General features: G+C 37.1%; 13 protein-coding genes. 6 read left to right on the plus strand and 7 right to left on the minus strand.

All coding sequences use genetic code 11. From position 1 onward, the window contains the following. The first annotated feature begins 18 nt into the window (after nt 1-18). Together DWB61_RS11030 and DWB61_RS11035 are read left to right on the plus strand one after the other, a co-directional pair. Complete coding sequence (locus tag DWB61_RS11030) at nt 19-1,149, plus strand: TlpA disulfide reductase family protein (protein WP_125030965.1); 1,131 nt, start codon at nt 19-21, stop codon at nt 1,147-1,149. 5 nt (nt 1,150-1,154) lie between these two features. Continuing rightward, entirely contained in the window at nt 1,155-1,679 is a 525-nt protein-coding gene (locus DWB61_RS11035) for an SRPBCC family protein (RefSeq protein WP_125030966.1), read from the plus strand. A gap of 285 nt (nt 1,680-1,964) precedes the next feature. On the opposite strand, the gene DWB61_RS11040 is transcribed toward DWB61_RS11035, so the two are convergent. Together DWB61_RS11040 and DWB61_RS11045 are read right to left on the minus strand one after the other, a co-directional pair. Further along, nucleotides 1,965-2,306 (minus strand): DUF6122 family protein, encoded by a 342-nt coding sequence (locus DWB61_RS11040; RefSeq protein ID WP_191984777.1) that lies wholly within the window; start codon nt 2,304-2,306, stop codon nt 1,965-1,967. 93 nt (nt 2,307-2,399) lie between these two features. Further along, nucleotides 2,400-3,842: a TlpA disulfide reductase family protein gene (locus DWB61_RS11045; RefSeq protein WP_125030967.1), complete on the minus strand. Its 1,443-nt coding sequence runs from the start codon at nt 3,840-3,842 to the stop codon at nt 2,400-2,402. A gap of 267 nt (nt 3,843-4,109) precedes the next feature. Between DWB61_RS11045 and DWB61_RS11050 the strand changes: the two genes are divergently transcribed. Continuing rightward, nucleotides 4,110-5,399, plus strand: coding sequence for a cysteate synthase (locus DWB61_RS11050; RefSeq protein WP_191984778.1), 1,290 nt, complete (start codon nt 4,110-4,112; stop codon nt 5,397-5,399). Nucleotides 5,400-5,504: 105 nt separating this feature from the next. Here DWB61_RS11050 and DWB61_RS11055 read toward each other — a convergent pair whose 3' ends face one another. From DWB61_RS11055 to DWB61_RS11065, 3 genes are all read right to left on the minus strand, one after another. Continuing rightward, entirely contained in the window at nt 5,505-5,882 is a 378-nt protein-coding gene (locus DWB61_RS11055) for a diacylglycerol kinase family protein (RefSeq protein WP_125030968.1), read from the minus strand. Between the two features lie 22 nt (nt 5,883-5,904). Beyond that, nucleotides 5,905-6,819, minus strand: a complete 915-nt coding sequence (locus DWB61_RS11060; RefSeq protein ID WP_125030969.1) for a glutaminase — start codon at nt 6,817-6,819, stop codon at nt 5,905-5,907. A 172-nt stretch (nt 6,820-6,991) separates the two neighbouring features. Further along, nucleotides 6,992-8,221 carry an MFS transporter gene (locus DWB61_RS11065; RefSeq protein WP_158614396.1) on the minus strand — a complete coding sequence of 410 codons (1,230 nt, stop codon included), beginning with the start codon at nt 8,219-8,221 and terminating at the stop codon, nt 6,992-6,994. 520 nt (nt 8,222-8,741) lie between these two features. On the opposite strand from DWB61_RS11065, the gene DWB61_RS17795 reads away from it, so the two are divergent. Continuing rightward, on the plus strand, nt 8,742-12,185 hold the full coding sequence (locus DWB61_RS17795; RefSeq protein WP_197091187.1) for a hypothetical protein: 3,444 nt from the start codon (nt 8,742-8,744) through the stop codon (nt 12,183-12,185). 90 nt (nt 12,186-12,275) lie between these two features. On the opposite strand, the gene DWB61_RS11075 is transcribed toward DWB61_RS17795, so the two are convergent. Continuing rightward, the gene (locus DWB61_RS11075) at nt 12,276-12,854 is read right to left on the minus strand and encodes a tetratricopeptide repeat protein (protein WP_125030971.1); all 579 of its coding nucleotides are present in this window, start codon (nt 12,852-12,854) and stop codon (nt 12,276-12,278) included. Between the two features lie 139 nt (nt 12,855-12,993). Beyond that, the gene (gene msrA, locus DWB61_RS11080) at nt 12,994-13,608 is read right to left on the minus strand and encodes a peptide-methionine (S)-S-oxide reductase MsrA (RefSeq protein WP_125030972.1); all 615 of its coding nucleotides are present in this window, start codon (nt 13,606-13,608) and stop codon (nt 12,994-12,996) included. Between the two features lie 229 nt (nt 13,609-13,837). On the opposite strand from msrA, the gene DWB61_RS11085 reads away from it, so the two are divergent. Both DWB61_RS11085 and DWB61_RS11090 read left to right on the plus strand, forming a co-directional pair. Continuing rightward, complete coding sequence (locus DWB61_RS11085) at nt 13,838-14,413, plus strand: molybdenum cofactor guanylyltransferase (protein ID WP_125030973.1); 576 nt, start codon at nt 13,838-13,840, stop codon at nt 14,411-14,413. 372 nt (nt 14,414-14,785) lie between these two features. Next, nucleotides 14,786-17,020 carry a molybdopterin-containing oxidoreductase family protein gene (locus tag DWB61_RS11090; protein ID WP_125030974.1) on the plus strand — a complete coding sequence of 745 codons (2,235 nt, stop codon included), beginning with the start codon at nt 14,786-14,788 and terminating at the stop codon, nt 17,018-17,020.

Below are 17,020 nucleotides of genomic sequence, written 5' to 3' on the forward strand. Positions count from 1 at the left end.
TGGATTAAAAAAGAAAAAATGAAAAATTTACTTGTTGCATTTTTAGCATTAATTCTTTTCTCGTGCGAGGCACCAGTTAAGGATACAATCACCATTACCGGTCATGTAAAGTTTCCGGATAATAATTTTAAAATGACCATCGTCAAACGTAATGGTTTTGATAAAACAGTTATTGATTCGGTTGATGTTAAGAAAGATGGAAGCTATGCTTTTGAGATGAAAGTTGATAAGCCGGGTGTTTATACTCTGGATTGTCAGAAGTGGCAGTCTGTTCAGTTTTGGGCTGAGGATGAGGATTTGAAAATTGACTTTAGAGGTCAGGATACGGCTAAAATGAAGATCAAGAATCCACCATATGTGTATATCAATGGTGGAAAAAACAATGAGGTGATGAATTTGGTTGCCTTTAATTACTACCGCAATTACCAGAGCATGATTGCTGCAGGAAGAATTATGTATGAGGCTTCGTTGTCGGATAGTGAGAAATGGAAAGAGGTTGCAGGTAAAGGTTATAATGCTTGTTATGACGATCTTGATGCAAGAACCCATTATATTGCTGAACATTATGCTGATCGTAACTCAATTATCTCGTTATTGAGTTCTTTAAGAAAAGAAAGCGATAAACCTTTGGTTGAAAAAATTATTAAGACTCTGGAAGCAAAGAACCCTAACTACCAGCCCTTAATTGATTATAAAAATGCCAGAGATGAAGCAATTGCTCAGGAAGAGAGATTAGCAATTGGTAAAGAAGCTCCAATCTTCGAATTCCCAACTGCAGATGGAAAAATGATAAGCCTTAAGGATTTTAGAGGTCAGTATCTGATTGTTGACTTTTGGGCATCATGGTGTGGTCCTTGTCGTAACGAAATTCCTCATCTAAAAGAAGTGTATGAAACTTATAAAGATAAAGGTGTTGAAATTTTAAGTGTATCGATTGACAAAAGCAAAAATGCCTGGAAAAAAGCAATGAGCCAGGAAAATATGACTTGGCCACAAATTCAAGCCCCAGGAGCTGGTAAGGATATTATGAAAGAATATCAGTTTAGTGGTATTCCTTATATCATCCTGTTGGATAAAGAAGGTAAGATTGTTGGGAAACAATTGCGTGGAAAATCTTTAACAGAGAAGTTGGAATCAATTTTTAAATAAGAGAGATGAAGAATACAAAACTAAAAATTGTTGTTCTCTTTTTGATGGTTTGTGGTATGTTTGGAAGTGTTTCGGCACAAATGAAACCTGCTAAGATGTCACCCCCAAATACAAAGAGAGAAGTAACAATAAAGGCTTCAGCTGATGTTGTGTTTAAGCTTTTAGCTTCGCTTGAAAAAGTAGAAGAATATGTACCAAGCTTGGTGAAATCTTCATTAGCCGATGGTCATGGTCTTGAAGCGGTTCGCGAAATGGTAATGGCAGATGGAAAGCCAAGGTTAGAGGAGGTTCAAATTTATGATCCTGCTAACAAAACAATTGCGTTTAAGCCCTTCGATGAGTATTTACCTACAAAATACTTGTCGGTTTATTATAGAATAATAGCACAAGGCCCTAATAAATGTAAGGTAAGTATGTCGGGTTATTTCAAGGCCAAAGAAGGGGAGTCTGAAGGTAAAATTATTAAGCAATTAGGTTCTGAGTTTTCTCAGACATTAAATGGCTTAAAAGCTTATCTGGAAGCCAAATAAAATTGACTAACTAAGAATAAAAGGTGAGAGTTCAATTATGAAGTTTTCACCTTTTTTTATTTTTTTATGGTTCTCGCCGACTTTTAATCTAAAGAAGCAATCCCGATACTAGTTCCTCCCGTTCCCAGATCGTAATCGAAGGACAGTTTACATGCCTACCTAATACAGCTTGCTTGTCATGCTCTGACTATATGCAAGCTGCTCATGTCGGGGTATGACTAGGTGATGAGAAGCTATTGATCCCGATTTTCGGGAACAAAAATAGTGAGAGCCTAAAAGTAAAGCTTATTGACCTAAGAAACTGGTCCACAAACAATCTTGAAAATCGGTAAGCATATGCAGCAGTAAGCCAATGGCTACGATTCTGACTTTGGGGAAGAAAACCATGATAAAATAGATTGCGATGGCGTAATAGGAGTGAAGGGGATGAAAACCAATACTGCATCGTCCTGCTTCAAATATGGGCGTCGCCAATAAATGATCTAAATCGACCAGCATGGTTGCCAGCATAATGAGCCATGCTTTTTTCCAGCTCTCTCTGAAGAAAGACCATGCTATAGCTCCTGGAAATAGAAGATGTAGGCTATAATGCGTTATAGTTTGAAGAATCTGTAGCAGTTCAGTCATGTTTCCCCTTAGTTATTCATTTTAAGTTGAGTTTTGAGTCAAAAAAAAGCTATCCATTTTAGGATAGCTCTTGTGTCGTAATTGATACGCTGTTTATGATTTTTCAGCTTTGCGCTTTCTTTCGTGATCTAAAAAGCCTTTCAGATTTTCAATGTCCAAGCGTTTCGCAATTATCTTTTTATCCTTATCGAGCAGGTAGATGGTTGGGGTTGAATACACATCGTAGTATATTCTAAAATTCGAATGATAATTTGGATCGTAACAGTTTACGAAATCGAACAGTTCATTCTCCTCTATATATTTTTGCCAAGCCTCTTTTTCTTGTTGCGTATAAATAGCCATGATTTGCACACCTAAATCTTTATAAGCATCGAGTATCTCAGGCTTTAAACGAGGTGTTACTTTCTTACAGTGTCCACAATCAGTCTCAAAGAAATACAGAACTGTATAGTTGGCATCTAACTCATGTAATTTTACAAACTCACCATCTATGGTTTCCAAAGCTAAATCCTGAGCTTTCATATCAAGTAAATTGTACTGAAGTTTAATAACTCGCTCTTTAATATTTGCCATTAGTGTTGAGTCAGCCCAAGTAGCCTGTCCACTTAAATAATATTTTCTTGCCAAATCGACAAAGGCTGCATCTATGCCCATAATCTTCGATTTAATGGCATAGTTGAGTGCATATTGGGTGTAATATTGGAAACATTTTTTGTTAGGGCGAGCCTGCTCAATCAATTTAACGGATTCTTTTACAATGGAATCACGTGACTGGATCAGTATGTTTTCGAAGAAAAATTTCAATTTATCCTTTAGTAAAGGTGTGCGAAGAAACCTATCGTCAGCAGGAGTCAGATTCGATAGAAAGTGATCCTTTGTCCAAAGGTAATTTCTGAGTTTAATTTCTTTATCACGATCAGGAAAATCTGACGCAATAGAATCATTGAAGTCTGGTGCTTCAGGTGAAAGTGTAAAGTTGGCAAATTCGGAAACAAAGCTAGGCTTGGGAAATTTTTCGTTTAAAGTCTTGATATAGGCTTTAACTTCAAGATCTGCTTTCTTGAAAAGTTCTCGATATTCTGCCTTGGCTTTTTCATCCTTAAGCTTATCCTTATATTCTTCCTGAAGTTTTTTACTCGTCTCTGTTTTAGCTTTCATGAATTTCTGGAAATCGGCAAAAGCTTCACTCTCTTTCGAACCATTAATCACAAGCTTATTCACAAAATCGTTAGAATCAGATTTGATTGAGAACTCTTGATCCTCACCTATCAAAAGGTCGAAGTATTTTTGTGAAGGAAGATAGACCACATAGATGCCTTGATCTAATAAGCTATCTTTCTTAAACAAACCAACACCATTGATGAGTTTAGTGGTATCATCGGCAAAAATTCGTCCGTCCAGATAGTGAGCAAGGTATGCAGAGCTGTCACTTACATTCTCAAGCTTAATATCAATTCTTAAATTTTGAGATTGTCCGTTTAAATTTCCTAAAACAATTGCTGAAAGCAGAATGAGAGATCTGTAAAATAGTTTCATGTTTATTTTGATAGATGTAAATTTCAAAGTGGAAAATTACAAAATATTGAAATTAAAACAGCCATTCCAATGAATTGAAACGTCAATAATTGTTAATTGAATCATAAATTTGTGAGTCTGGCCTTACTTTGATGTCTCGAAAGTGCTAATTAGGCGGGTATTTACTTGCTTTTATTTTTTCATTTCATAGATTATGCTGAGTCTTATTGATATCTAATAATCAATTGCTATTTTTAGGCTTTCAAAAAAACAAAACAATATTATAGCATGACAAAAGAATTTCAAGCTACCCAATATAAACTGGAATCTGTAAAATCAGGAAAACGATTTGATGACGAAGGTTGGACTTTGGATGCACCAGGTGAATGTGATCCTTCATTGATTAGAGCAATCTATGAGAAGAAACAATTGGAAGTTAAAGACAATTCAATGGGGATTTATAAGTTTTCTGACTGGTTGCCTATTCATAAAACTTTAGAAGGATCTTCAGCTCCAGCAACCTATAAAAGCGAAGGATTAGCCAAGTATTTAGGTTTGAATAATCTGTATATCACTTTTAGTGGCTACTGGCCAGAGAAAGGGGCCAATTTCCGCACTTGCTCTTTTAAGGAGACCGAAGCATATGCTGTTGGTGGACGTTTGAATTCAACTGATCAGGTTTTGGTTGTTGCTTCAGCCGGTAATACGGCCAGAGCTTTTGCTCGTGTTTGTTCCGATAATAATATTCCATTGCTATTATCTGTGCCTGAGGATAATTTGTCTGCACTTTGGTTCGATGAACCTATCAAAGAGAATGTTCGTTTAATTGCCACTAAATCGGGTAGCGATTACTTCGATGCGATTCACTTATCAAACTTAGCTTGTGCTTTGGAAGGCTTTGTGGCCGAAGGTGGCGCAAAAAATGTGGCTCGCCGCGATGGTATGGGAACAACCGTTCTTTCAGCGGTAAGTGAAATAGGTCAGATTCCTGATTATTACTTTCAAGCTGTAGGTAGTGGAACAGGGGCAATTGCAGCTTGGGAAGCTAACCTAAGATTTTTAGAAGATGGTCGTTACGGACAGAATAAGATGAAATTGATGGTTTCTCAAAATGCGCCATTCCTTCCCATTCATGATGCCTGGAAAGCTGATTCTCGTGCCATGTTGCCTTTAGAGGATGAATTAGCTCGTAAACAAGTTGAGGAGATTGATGCCAAAGTATTGTCGAATCGTAAACCTCCATATCCAATTGCTGGTGGTTTGTTCGACGCGATGAAAGATGCTGGAGGTGACGTTTTGGTTGCAAGCAATGAGGAATCTATTGAAGCTGGTAAACTTTTCCTTGAAACTGAAGGAAACGATATTCATCCAGCAGCAGCAGTGGCAGTGGCTACCTTGATTAAACAAGCCAAAGAAGGTAAGCTTGATAAAGATGCCTGCATCATGCTAAATATTACTGGTGGTGGTGAAGAGCGTATTAAAAGAGAAAAAGAGGTAACCTATCTGAAGCCTTCACATATTTTCGATATCGATGCAGATATGGAAACTGTAAAAGAGGTGCTGGAAAAGTTATTCTAGTCTTAAAAAGTTATTAAGGCTGAGTGAAACGAAGTCCGCCTCAGGCGGAATAAAGCCGCGAATCAAAAATATGATTCGCGGTTTTATTATAAGGTGATATCTGTGCTAAATTAATATTGAAATTTTCGGAATAAAGATAATTAGTCCAATAACTAAGGCCGTTAAGGCGCTCATCAATACGCCGGCAGCAGCTAAATCTTTTATTTTCTTGATTGAATCATTTTTCTCAGGAGAAATAAAGTCTGAAATATTTTCTATGGCTGAATTTATGATTTCGATTGTAATGACGAAGCCAATAGCAAAGCTTACGGCAAGCCATTCCATCATGGTTATATCAAAGTATAATCCAGCTAGTATAACAGAAATCGCTGCGATTAAATGAACTCTGGCATTGTGTTCTTCTTTGATTAGTATTTTTAAACCATTGAAAGCGAAACCAAAGCTTTTGATTCTTTTCAAAATTGAGAACTTATTTTGTTTCATATGATTTAGATTTAATGCATTTCTAGAATATTGACAATTCTGACTTGGTTGTTAGCATTTCCAAAGCTAATATACCTTTATAGGAGTTTCCTTTTTTATTTAAACGAGGACTCCAGACAGCGACCGAGTATTTTCCCGGGTGGATAGCTACAATACCGCCTCCAACGCCTGATTTTCCTGGTAAGCCTACCTTGAAAGAAAACTCACCAGCTTCGTCGTAAAAACCACAGCATTGCATAATGGCATTGATACGTTTCGATTGACTAGTTGTTATTATTCGTTCATTCGATGAAGGAATACAGCCGTTATTAGCGAAAAGCAGGAAGGTTTTAGCTAATTCCTCACAAGACATTTCAATGGAACAGATATCGTAATAAAAATCCAATACCTCTTCAATAGGGTTTTCTATATTATCAAAAGACTTCATCATATTGATGAGTGCAGCATTTCTATAGCCATGAGCCTTTTCTGATATCGCTATTTTGGAATCGCAATTTATTTCCGAATTATCAGCGATGTGTCTAATAAAGTCTAGGAATTCTTCCTTTGGCTTATCAAGATGGCTTATTAGAATATCGCAGATAACAATGGCACCTGCATTTATAAAAGGATTACGAGGTATCCCCTTTTCGTATTCAAGCTGAACTAATGAATTGAATGGTGTGCCGGAAGGCTCGACGCCAACACGTTCCCATATTCTCACCCCTACGGTTTTAAAGGCCAAACATAAGGACAGCACTTTGATGATACTTTGGCAGGAAAATTTCTCCTGATGATCGCCCATACCGTAATGAATACCATCAATAGAGAAAAAGTGAATGCCGAATTTATCAGGATTGATATTTGCTAACTCAGGTATATATGAGGCTAGCTGACCTTTGTCTTCTGTTTGCGATAGGTCATTGTAAACCTCTTGCAGAATTGTTTTGAAATCCATTTTATATTGAATAATGTACAGGGTAAAAGTAATGAATTAGTTGATGCGGTGGTGAGAGGATGTGTAGATATGATGATGTGCGGATTTGGTGGTGTGTTAATGTGATGACGGGGTGATTTAATTCGCAAGTAGCATATTGCTTCGACTTTCTTACTTTTCAACCTTTTGACTTTTATTCCTTTTTTCGATAACTAATAAAGCTTGCAAGTAGCAGGAGAGTAGACGAGACTATAACCAGAGCAATACCAATTCCCCAGATATCAGCAAAAATGCCAAATACGAAGGCTATAGCAGCTGAAAAAAGCGTTCGTAGTTGCGACTGTGATGAATATACTGAGGTGAGAAGTTCATTTGGCACATTATCAGCAACAAATGCTGTTAATATGGGTTTTCTAATATTTTCGATGATAAATATAAAAGTGAATGCGACAAAAGCCCAAATCCATATTTCGTAGATAAAGAAAACACCGCAAGCCAAACCAAAGAATAAACCTAAAAGGAGTGTCTTTCTGGTAAGATTTGTAGGTGCTTTTTTTAGAATAACAGATGAATACTGCGAGGCATACGCTGTGAGCAAATAAATAAGGAAGTAAAGCATTCCAATGACAATTCCATTTTGGTTTTCTATTCCAATACCTTTAATATTAGGAAGAAGTAATGCAATCCCCAGCATGATAGCTTGAATATAATCCTTTAGAGCTTTAAGATAGGCGGTGTGAAAAGCAGAGGTACTAACTAGTTTTAAAACCGATTTCTGCTTCAATACACGATATAAAGCCTGAAAGTTATTAACGAATGATCTTTCGTCCTTATTCTTCTTTTTCTCTGATCGATCAATCTCCGATGGATAACTTAAAATAAGAAGGAAGTTAATGGCGTATGGAATAACAGAATAGATGAATATATTCTGATAGTTACCATCAATAAAAATTAACATACCCGCTATAAGAGCAGATATAGCCGATCCTCGTTGTGACCATGAGCGGGTATGTCCATAGTATTCCGATTTAAAATTTGCCCAATTGTTCAACTTCAAATAATCCATCATCATGCCTTTATGAGAGCCAGAACGGAAAGCATCAGCTATTCCGAATATGATAAAGGCGAATAGATAAAGCCAGAAATTGATAGAAAGCCAAAAGATAAGAAAAGAGAGTATGAAGATGAAAAGTGCAGCGGCAAGTGATTTTTTCCTACCATATATATCTGCAATTAAGCCAGATGGGATTTCGAAAAAATTAGTGAGAATTTCTCTTGCGGCATATAGTATTCCGATTTGAGTATAGGTCATCCCTTTATCTATTAGAAACAGAATTAAAAAGGCATCGAAAAATCTTAGATTTTTAAGAAATCCATAGGCACAAAACTTTCTATACTGACTGTCTTTTATTTGAGGATTCATGAGGATCGGATACAAATTGTCTTTATGGAGTACAAAATAGGGAATGATTTTCATTTCAACTATTAGGATTTTTGAGAAAGAGAGAATTGTGAATATTTTTTCAATATGTTCTTGAACATTCTTCAGAATCTCTTCACGAATATAATACTAAAGCGACCAGTGATTGTATTAACAATATGTAGAAGTGGTTAAGTATGTATTTATGTTCTTAAATACAGATGATATTAAACTGTTTATGAACCATTTGAGTTGAATTACTGTAAAACCACATGTTTGTCGATATCGATTGCAATAAATAGTCTTTATTAATGAAAAAAATCATTAATGATAAAAGTCATGAAAATCCCTATTAGCAGGTATTGTACAACATAGAGTGATTAATGCTGAATTATTTCTTCAATACGAAAATGTTTATAAATTTGAATTCGAAATTCAAACAGGATATGCTGTTTTGATATCACGAACGGACATAATATAATTAAGCGCAGTGTTTTTTGCGTTTATAATCAAGTTTAGGGATATGATTAAGAATAGAAAATTATTAGTTAGAGATCTTACCTTAAGAGATGGACAACAATCGCTTTTTGCGACTAGAATGCCTCAGTCAGAAATTGAGAAGGTTCTTCCTCTATACAAAAAAGCGGGTTTTTATGCTTTGGAAGTATGGGGTGGTGCAGTACCTGACTCGGTGATGCGTTATTTGAATGAGGATCCATGGTATCGTCTTGAATCAATCAAAAAAGAGATTGGTGATGTTTCTAAACTAACCGCATTATCACGTGGTCGTAATCTTTTCGGATATAGCCCTTACCCCGAATCTGTCATTGAGAAGTTTAATACTCAATCAGTAAAATCGGGACTTGGTATCATGCGTATTTTCGATTGCTTGAATGATATCGAGAACATGAAATCAACGATTAAGTATGTAAAAGCGGCTGGCGGTATTGCCGACTGTGCTGTTTGTTATACAGTTGATTCAAAATTCCCTGAGAAACAAGAAGATCGTGATAGAATGACGATTAAGAATCTTCCTAATCAGATTTTCGACCTTGAATACTTTGTTGACTTAGCAAAGAAGTTAGAGGCAATGGGTGCTGATATGATTTCTTTAAAAGATATGGCTGGTTTAGCTTCACCTTCGCGTGCAGGACAAATTATCCGTCGTTTCAAAGAGGAGTTAAGTGTGCCAGTTGACTTTCACTCTCATTCTACTCCTGGTTATGGTTTAGCTTCAGCCTTAACTGCTATTATAAATGGTGTTGATATTATTGATACAAACATCATGAATTTTGCAGGTGGATCAGCAGCACCAGCTTACGAGTTAATCTATCTATTCTGCCAGAAGTTAGGCATTGAATTGGATGGTGATGCTAAAACTGTAGTTGAGATTAATAAAATTCTAAAAGAAATTCGGCTGGGTGCTTTAGCTGAAGTTGATAGTTACAAGCAATTCCCTATCGAATTCGATATAACTAAAGATAAGTTGCCAGCTGAAATTGACAAGTTATTTGTTGATGCAATTGAGTATGCTAAAGCTGATAAAGAAGACGAGCTTTTAGTAGCTTGTCATGCTATCGAAAAATATTTTAATTTCCCGGCTCCTAACGAAATGGTTAAGAAAGCCGAGATACCTGGCGGTATGTACACAAACATGCTAAACCAGTTGAAGTCTTTAGGTTTGGAAACCCTACTCGAGAGAGTGTTGGAAGTTGTACCAGTGGTGCGCCTGGATGCAGGTTGTCCGCCATTGGTAACTCCTTCTTCCCAAATTATTGGGGTACAGGCCGTAAATTGTGTGATCGATGAGAATTCGGGTCGCCCATTCTACACCAATGTAAATAATCAGTTTTTTAATCTTGTAAAAGGAGAGTACGGGACAACGCCTATTGAAATTGCACCAGAATTCCGCAAAAGAATTACAGGAAAAGCTGAGGAAGCGGCTTATGATATGGATAAATATCAAGCTCCTGAAAACCCAATATTGTCTAAGTTTGGTGATGTGAAATTGGCTATCGACGATAAGGAATTCATGTTGCTTGAATTATTTCCTCTGGTAGCTAAAGGTTATTTGGAAGGCAAGCGTAAAGTTGAATTCGAAGCTAAGCGCGAAGCAAACAAAAAAGCCATTGCCGCTGATAGATCAAAAATCAAGCGTACAGCTCAGCTTAAGATTCGAGATTTAACCTTACGAGATGGTCAGCAGTCTTTATTTGCGACTCGAGTACCTCAGCACGAAATTGAGAAAGTATTGCCTTTCTATAAGGATGCTAAGTTTTACGCCATGGAAGTTTGGGGTGGTGCCATTCCAGATTCAGTGATGCGTTACCTTAATGAAGATCCTTGGTACCGATTGGAATCAATTAAAGAAGTTATTGGAGACGTTTCATACTTAACGGCTCTATCTCGTGGTCGTAACCTATTTGGATACAGTCCATATCCTGAGTCAGTGATTGAAGGTTTCAATAAAAATGCTGTGAAGAGTGGTTTGGGTATCATGCGTATTTTCGACTGTCTGAATGACGTGAAAAATATGGAAACCACCATTAAATACATTAAGGAAGCAGGCGGTATTGCTGACTGTGCCGTTTGTTACACTGTGGATCCTAAGTTCACTCGTAAGCAACGTATACAGGCTGTGTTATCGGGTAAGAAGTTACCTAAGAAAATATTCGATGTCGATTATTTCCTAAACAAAGCTAAGCAAATGGAAGCCTTGGGTGCTGATATGATTTCTGTAAAGGATATGGCAGGATTGATTCCTCCATCACTTTCAGGACAAATTATTAAGCGTCTTAAGAAAGAGGTTAAAGTACCTATCGATTTTCATACACATTGTACACCAGGTTACGGTTTAGGTGCTGTCTTGATGGCTATTATAAATGGCGTTGATATTGTAGATACTAATATCCTAAACTTTGCTGGTGGACCAGCTGCTCCAGCATTCGAAATTATTCAGATTTTTGCAGATAAGCTTGGTTTGGATACTGGTGTTGATTTAGATGCTGTGGTGAAAATCAATGCTGAATTGAAAGGTATTCGTGAGAGAATCGCAGAATTTGATTCATACAAAATGTTCCCTCGTGAGTTTGATATTACAGCTGATTATTTACCAGCTGATATTGATGCTCTTTTTGATAAAGCAATTGTATTGGCTAAGGCTGATAAGGAAGCTGAGTTGTTAGAGGTATGTAATGCAATTGATGTATGGTTCAATTTCCCTGCTCCAAATGAGGAGGTAAAAGCTGCTGAGATCCCAGGTGGTATGTATACCAATATGTTGGCTCAGTTGAAAGGTTTAGGCCTTGAAGATTTATTGCCAACTGTACTTAAGAAAGTACCTGAAGTTCGTGTCGCTGCTGGTTGTCCTCCATTGGTAACACCATCATCACAAATTATTGGTGTTCAGGCTGTGAATTACGTTTTAGATGTGAATAGCGGAAAAGCACCATATACCAATGTGAACAATCAGTTCTACAACCTTGTAAAAGGGGAATATGGTGAAACACCAATTGATATCGATCCTGATTATCGTCAGAAGATTTGTGGACAGCGTGAAGCAACGGCTTACGATGTCAGCAAGTATAAAGCTCCTGAAAATCTAACACTAGAAGAGTTTGGTGGCGTTAAGCTGGCTCAGAATGAGAAAGAGATGTTGTTGTTGGAATTATTCCCAACGGTAGCCCTTCCTTATCTTAAGAATTTAAGAGCTGAAGCTTATTATAACGAGCAAGCTGAGATCGAAGAACAGAAGCAGAGAGAAGCGGCTGAGCGTCGTGCCGCTTTCGATGGTATGACTGCTGAACAAAAGGAAGAAAAGGTTCTGAAAGCCTTGTATAACTTTGAGTGGTTATCTGCACAAGAAAGCTCAGAAATTAAGCAACCAGAATGGAAAGTATCGAAACTCGACCAAAAAACCATCGATATGCTTAATCGTGAAAAACCAAAAAGCACATTAGGAGACTAAGCCTCCTAATTTGAAAATAATATAAAAGCTCCAGCCAAATAGGTTGGAGCTTTTTGTTTATCTTCCAAAGAGTATAAGTGAATTATTGATTTACCAAGTTAAAAAGACGGAAGTCCAAAAAGCTAATGGAACTACTGTGTTCCAAATAACATTTTCTCGGTGTCTGGCTCTTTCCAATCGGCGAGATTCAGCTTGATATCTCAAGATATTAATTCTCTCTTGTTCTTTATAGCGTAATAACTCTTTTTCTTTATTAATACTCTCCAGGTAATATTCAGCTTCAAAATTTTTATCAGGTCTTGCTTTCCTAATACTTAGAAGATCTCTTTCAGCATCATCCAGATAGTTTAAATGATATAGAGCCATACCTCTTTGTAATTTCACTTCATCTAGGTAGGGTTGCTTTTTTAAGACGTGATCAAAATCACGTAGTGCTAGTTTGTATTTTTTAAGCTGCATATACGCATAACCTCTGTCTTGAAAGATTCGGGCGTAATAAGGCATAATTTGAATAGCTGTATCCAATTGCGCAACGGCTTCCTGATATTTACCTTCCAGAATCAGCATTCTGCCCTTGTCGTGATAATCTTTATAACGCTCAACATTTTGTGCTTTTATAGAAGCAAGAGATATTGTCAAGAGAATGATTAGGGTGATAAGTTTGTTCATGATGTTCTGTTTAGATCGTTTTGCTAATTAATTTGTCCGTACAGATTTTAGCAAGTATTGTGCCATTGTCTATTCATAAGATACACTTTATTTCATTAATCATCACGTCATCATATCTCCACATTAACACATCCTCTCATCACTTCTTCAGTTTGTTCTTAAAAGCTTTTCTGAATTTTTCTTGCTTTGGTTTTATAACGAAGCTACAGTAGGGCTGACTTTTGTTTTGATTGAAATAGTTTTGGTGATAATTTTCAGCAATATAGAATTTCTCCACAGCAGATATTTCAGTGACGATAGGATCATCCCAGGCACCGGATTTATCAAGCTCCGTCATTAGATTTTCTGCAATTTGTTTTTGCTTTTCGCTGTGATAGAAAATCACTGAACGGTACTGTGTTCCCACATCAGCTCCTTGTCTGTTCAAAGTCGTTGGATTGTGAACTTGCCAAAAAACTTCAAGCAGATCGGTAAAACTGATGACTTTAGGATTAAATGTGATTTGGCAAACTTCGGCATGTCCCGTTTCTCCTGTGCAAATATCCTTGTAAGTAGGGTTAAGCATCTGTCCACCCATATAGCCTGATTCAACCTTTTCAACACCTTCTAATTCTTGGAATATAGCTTCTGTACACCAAAAACAGCCTGTTCCTAGTGTCGCGATTTCTCTATTCTCTTTATCCATTTGTTTTGTTTGCTTTGCTTGAACAACACTAAATAAGAGTAGTCCAATTATTAATAATTTTAGTTTCATAACTTCTGTTTTTTAAGTTCATGTTGTGTTTGATTAATCACGACATGTTCTTATTTGAAATCATTCTAAAGATACGCGATTGAGTAAGAAAATAAAAATAAAGAGATGTTAATATCTGGTTAAATTGTGATTGTAAAAGATGGGCTTAAGAATTGCAATAGATCTGAATTTTCTAAATAAATTGTTTCGTTCATATTAATTTGAATAGATATTTTATCTAGTTTTAAGCATGCTAAAAAAGGAAACTAAAATTGTAGGAATCGTATTGTCTGGCGGAAAAAGTAGTCGAATGGGGCAGGAGAAAGGCTTGGTTAAATATCAGGGTAAAGCTCTAATCGAATATGCTATTGAAACCCTAAAACCACTTTGTCATGAAATGGTGATTAGTACAGCTAATGACGACTATTCTTACCTCGGTTTACCCATGATTGCAGATGAAATACCTGATTGTGGTCCGATTGGTGGTATAAGTACCTGCATGAAAGCAATTGAGGCTGATATATATCTTGTTATTTCTTGCGATGTACCACATGTACCGACCCAATTGTTTGTCGATTTATTAGCAGAACTCAATGGTAATGCAATCATACCTATTGATGAAACGGGACGTAAGCAACCTCTGGTTGCTTGTTACGCTTCATCAGCTTCAGCTTATTTTCATGAGGCTCTCGAGACCGGTCATTTGAAAATGATGAGCCTTCTTTCCAAAATTCACCCCCTCTATATTGAGCCCTCAATCGATCTGGATTATTATAAGCAAAATCTATTTTCAAACTTAAACAGTATGGGTGATATATCAGACTAAAAAGTATGAATACATTCTATTTATTTGAAATCTAAATAGTCTCGTTTGTGCTTAATTTTGAGGTGATTGGTGTGATTTATTCTTTAGAATTGATCTAAAAAGAAACGTGCTATTTTAAAACATTTTTTGGATTGGTGTTTTTATATATGTTTACATGCATAAATGTAAGTTTCTAGATGTATTGATGTGTAGAGATCTTAATGTTTATAGCTTGTTTTATATCTGAAAAAGGATTTTTGAAGTGAAAAACACAAAAATATAAAACCTAATTCTATGAAGCGTTCACAAAAAAAAATAGCTCTAACTCATTCTGAAGATGACTGTTTTTTTACTGAAAGTAGCATACGACCTAAATATGAAAACTAGTATCATATGAACAGCAGAAGACAATTTTTAAAAATTAGTTCTTTAAGCGCTGCCGGATTAATATTTGGAGGAGGCCTTTTGGATGCTTTCGCCAATAATCTGGTTAAAACCAATCCATCCCATTTTAAGGGACCTTTTGACTTTACACGCACTCCTACTTACTGTGAAGTATGCTTTTGGAAGTGTGCTGGTTGGGTTTATAAAGATGAGAATGGTCGCATAAAGAAAATCATTGGTAACAATGATGACCCTAACTGTAATGGGCGTTTTTGTCCTCGTGGTACCGGCGGTGTTGGTATGTATAATGATGAGGATAGACTAAAGACTCCCTTGATTAGAACTGAAGAGAGAGGTAAGCAAACTTTTCGTGAAGCAACATGGGATGAGGCTTTCGAATATATTGCTCAGAAACTTAAGAAGGTTAAATCAGAACATGGAGCTGAAGCGATCACTTTGTTTTCGCATGGTTCGGGTGGTAAATATTTTGGGAACTTGCTAAAAGCAATGGGTTCTAATAATATTACAGCGCCTTCCTATGCACAATGTCGTGGTCCTCGTGAGGTGGCTTTTATTTCTACCTTCGGGCAAGGGATTAACTCTCCTGAGAATACTGATATTCGTGATACTAAATGCTTGGTGTTGATTGGAGCTCATATTGGTGAGAACATGCACAACGGTCAGGTTCAGGAAATGTCCGATGCTATTGATAAAGGGGCTACTATTATTACGGTTGATCCTCGTTTTTCAACAGCCGCAAGTAAATCTAAATTCTGGTTACCTATTAAGCCAGCTACTGATATGGCTTTGCTTCTTACATGGATGAATGTGATTATCAACGAGAAGCTTTACGATAAAGAATACGTTGAGCGTCATTGCTATGGTTTCGATCAACTAAAAGAGCATGTTCAACAATATACTCCAGAGTGGGCTTATGGTGTTACAACTCTAAAGCCTCAACAGATTAGAGAAACGGCACGTGCTATGGCTAATGCAGCTCCTGCTGTTATTGTTCACCCTGGAAGACATGTAACTTGGTATGGTGACGACACTCAGCGATTGAGAGCGGTTGCGATTCTAAATGCTTTATTGGGCAGTTGGGGACGACGCGGAGGTTATTACAACCCTGACAAAGCTCATGTGCCTCACTATAAGCTACCAGATTTTCCAAAGCCTAATAAATCATGGCGTGATGCTCTGGGAGGTAAGTATAATCTTGCTGACCTTGCTTTGGCTTCAGGTCTTTGCGATGCATCAATGCCAAGTCATGAATTGGGGCATAAGATTAAAGCCTGGATTGTTAACGGAACGAATTTGATTAATACCCTTCCTAATCAGGCTAAAACCATAGAGGCTATTCAGGCACTCGATCTAATTGCTGTGGTTGATACCATGCCAATGGAAATTACGGGTTATGCTGATGTTGTACTGCCTGAGTGTACTTATCTGGAGCGTTACGATTCTCTAAGAGTATCGCAGGGACGTGAGCCTAGTGTTGCTTTAAGAATGCCTGCTGTTGAGCCCCAATATAACACGAAGCCAGCTTACTGGATGGCAAGAGAATTGGCAAAAAAACTAGACTTGTTGGATTATTTCCCATTTGAGACTCTTGAAGAGGAAATTGATTGGGAGTTGCAACAAATTGGCAGCTCATTGGAAGAGATGCAAAAAATTGGTGTGAAGCGCATGCCACGTGAAGAAGATGATTTGTATTTCACAGAAGGTGAAAATGTAGAATTCGGAACCAATACAGGTAAAATCGAGCTTTACTCAACCGCCTTAGCCGAAGAGGGATTCGAACCGATGCCTGTATATACACAACACCCGGAACCTCAGGAGGGTTTCTATCGTTTGATTTACGGTCGTGCACCTATGCATACTTTTAGTCGTACGGCTAATAATCCTAACCTGACTGATTTAATGGATGAGAATACCCTATGGGTTAATCCTAAAGTTGCTAAGGAGTGGGGCTTGAAGAATGATCAATATGTTTATCTGGAAAATCAAGATGGCATTATTTCCGATTTCTCAATTAAGGTAAGAGTCACCGAGCGTATCCGATTCGATTCCGTTTATATGGTTCATGGTTTTGGACATACAGATAAGCGTATGAAGCGTTGTTTCGGAAAAGGTGTTAGTGATACTCAGCTTATCTCCAATGTCATGACCGACCCAATTATGGGTGGTACTGGAATGAGAGGAAATTTTGTGACATTTAGATTTGATAATAAAAAGGAGGCCTAA

Source organism: Ancylomarina euxina (assembly GCF_003863355.1).
In the GTDB taxonomy this organism is placed as follows: Bacteria; Bacteroidota; Bacteroidia; order Bacteroidales; family Marinifilaceae; genus Ancylomarina; species Ancylomarina euxinus.

What these genes read in the sequence shown, in the direction of transcription:
- DWB61_RS11030 (WP_125030965.1), top strand. Translation starts at nt 19, where the DNA reads ATGAAAAATTTACTTGTTGCATTTTTAGCATTAATTCTTTTCTCGTGC.
- DWB61_RS11035 (WP_125030966.1), top strand. Translation starts at nt 1,155, where the DNA reads ATGAAGAATACAAAACTAAAAATTGTTGTTCTCTTTTTGATGGTTTGT.
- DWB61_RS11040 (WP_191984777.1), bottom strand. Translation starts at nt 2,306, where the DNA reads ATGACTGAACTGCTACAGATTCTTCAAACTATAACGCATTATAGCCTA.
- DWB61_RS11045 (WP_125030967.1), bottom strand. Translation starts at nt 3,842, where the DNA reads ATGAAACTATTTTACAGATCTCTCATTCTGCTTTCAGCAATTGTTTTA.
- DWB61_RS11050 (WP_191984778.1), top strand. Translation starts at nt 4,110, where the DNA reads ATGACAAAAGAATTTCAAGCTACCCAATATAAACTGGAATCTGTAAAA.
- DWB61_RS11055 (WP_125030968.1), bottom strand. Translation starts at nt 5,882, where the DNA reads ATGAAACAAAATAAGTTCTCAATTTTGAAAAGAATCAAAAGCTTTGGT.
- DWB61_RS11060 (WP_125030969.1), bottom strand. Translation starts at nt 6,819, where the DNA reads ATGGATTTCAAAACAATTCTGCAAGAGGTTTACAATGACCTATCGCAA.
- DWB61_RS11065 (WP_158614396.1), bottom strand. Translation starts at nt 8,221, where the DNA reads ATGAATCCTCAAATAAAAGACAGTCAGTATAGAAAGTTTTGTGCCTAT.
- DWB61_RS17795 (WP_197091187.1), top strand. Translation starts at nt 8,742, where the DNA reads ATGATTAAGAATAGAAAATTATTAGTTAGAGATCTTACCTTAAGAGAT.
- DWB61_RS11075 (WP_125030971.1), bottom strand. Translation starts at nt 12,854, where the DNA reads ATGAACAAACTTATCACCCTAATCATTCTCTTGACAATATCTCTTGCT.
- msrA (WP_125030972.1), bottom strand. Translation starts at nt 13,608, where the DNA reads ATGAAACTAAAATTATTAATAATTGGACTACTCTTATTTAGTGTTGTT.
- DWB61_RS11085 (WP_125030973.1), top strand. Translation starts at nt 13,838, where the DNA reads ATGCTAAAAAAGGAAACTAAAATTGTAGGAATCGTATTGTCTGGCGGA.
- DWB61_RS11090 (WP_125030974.1), top strand. Translation starts at nt 14,786, where the DNA reads ATGAACAGCAGAAGACAATTTTTAAAAATTAGTTCTTTAAGCGCTGCC.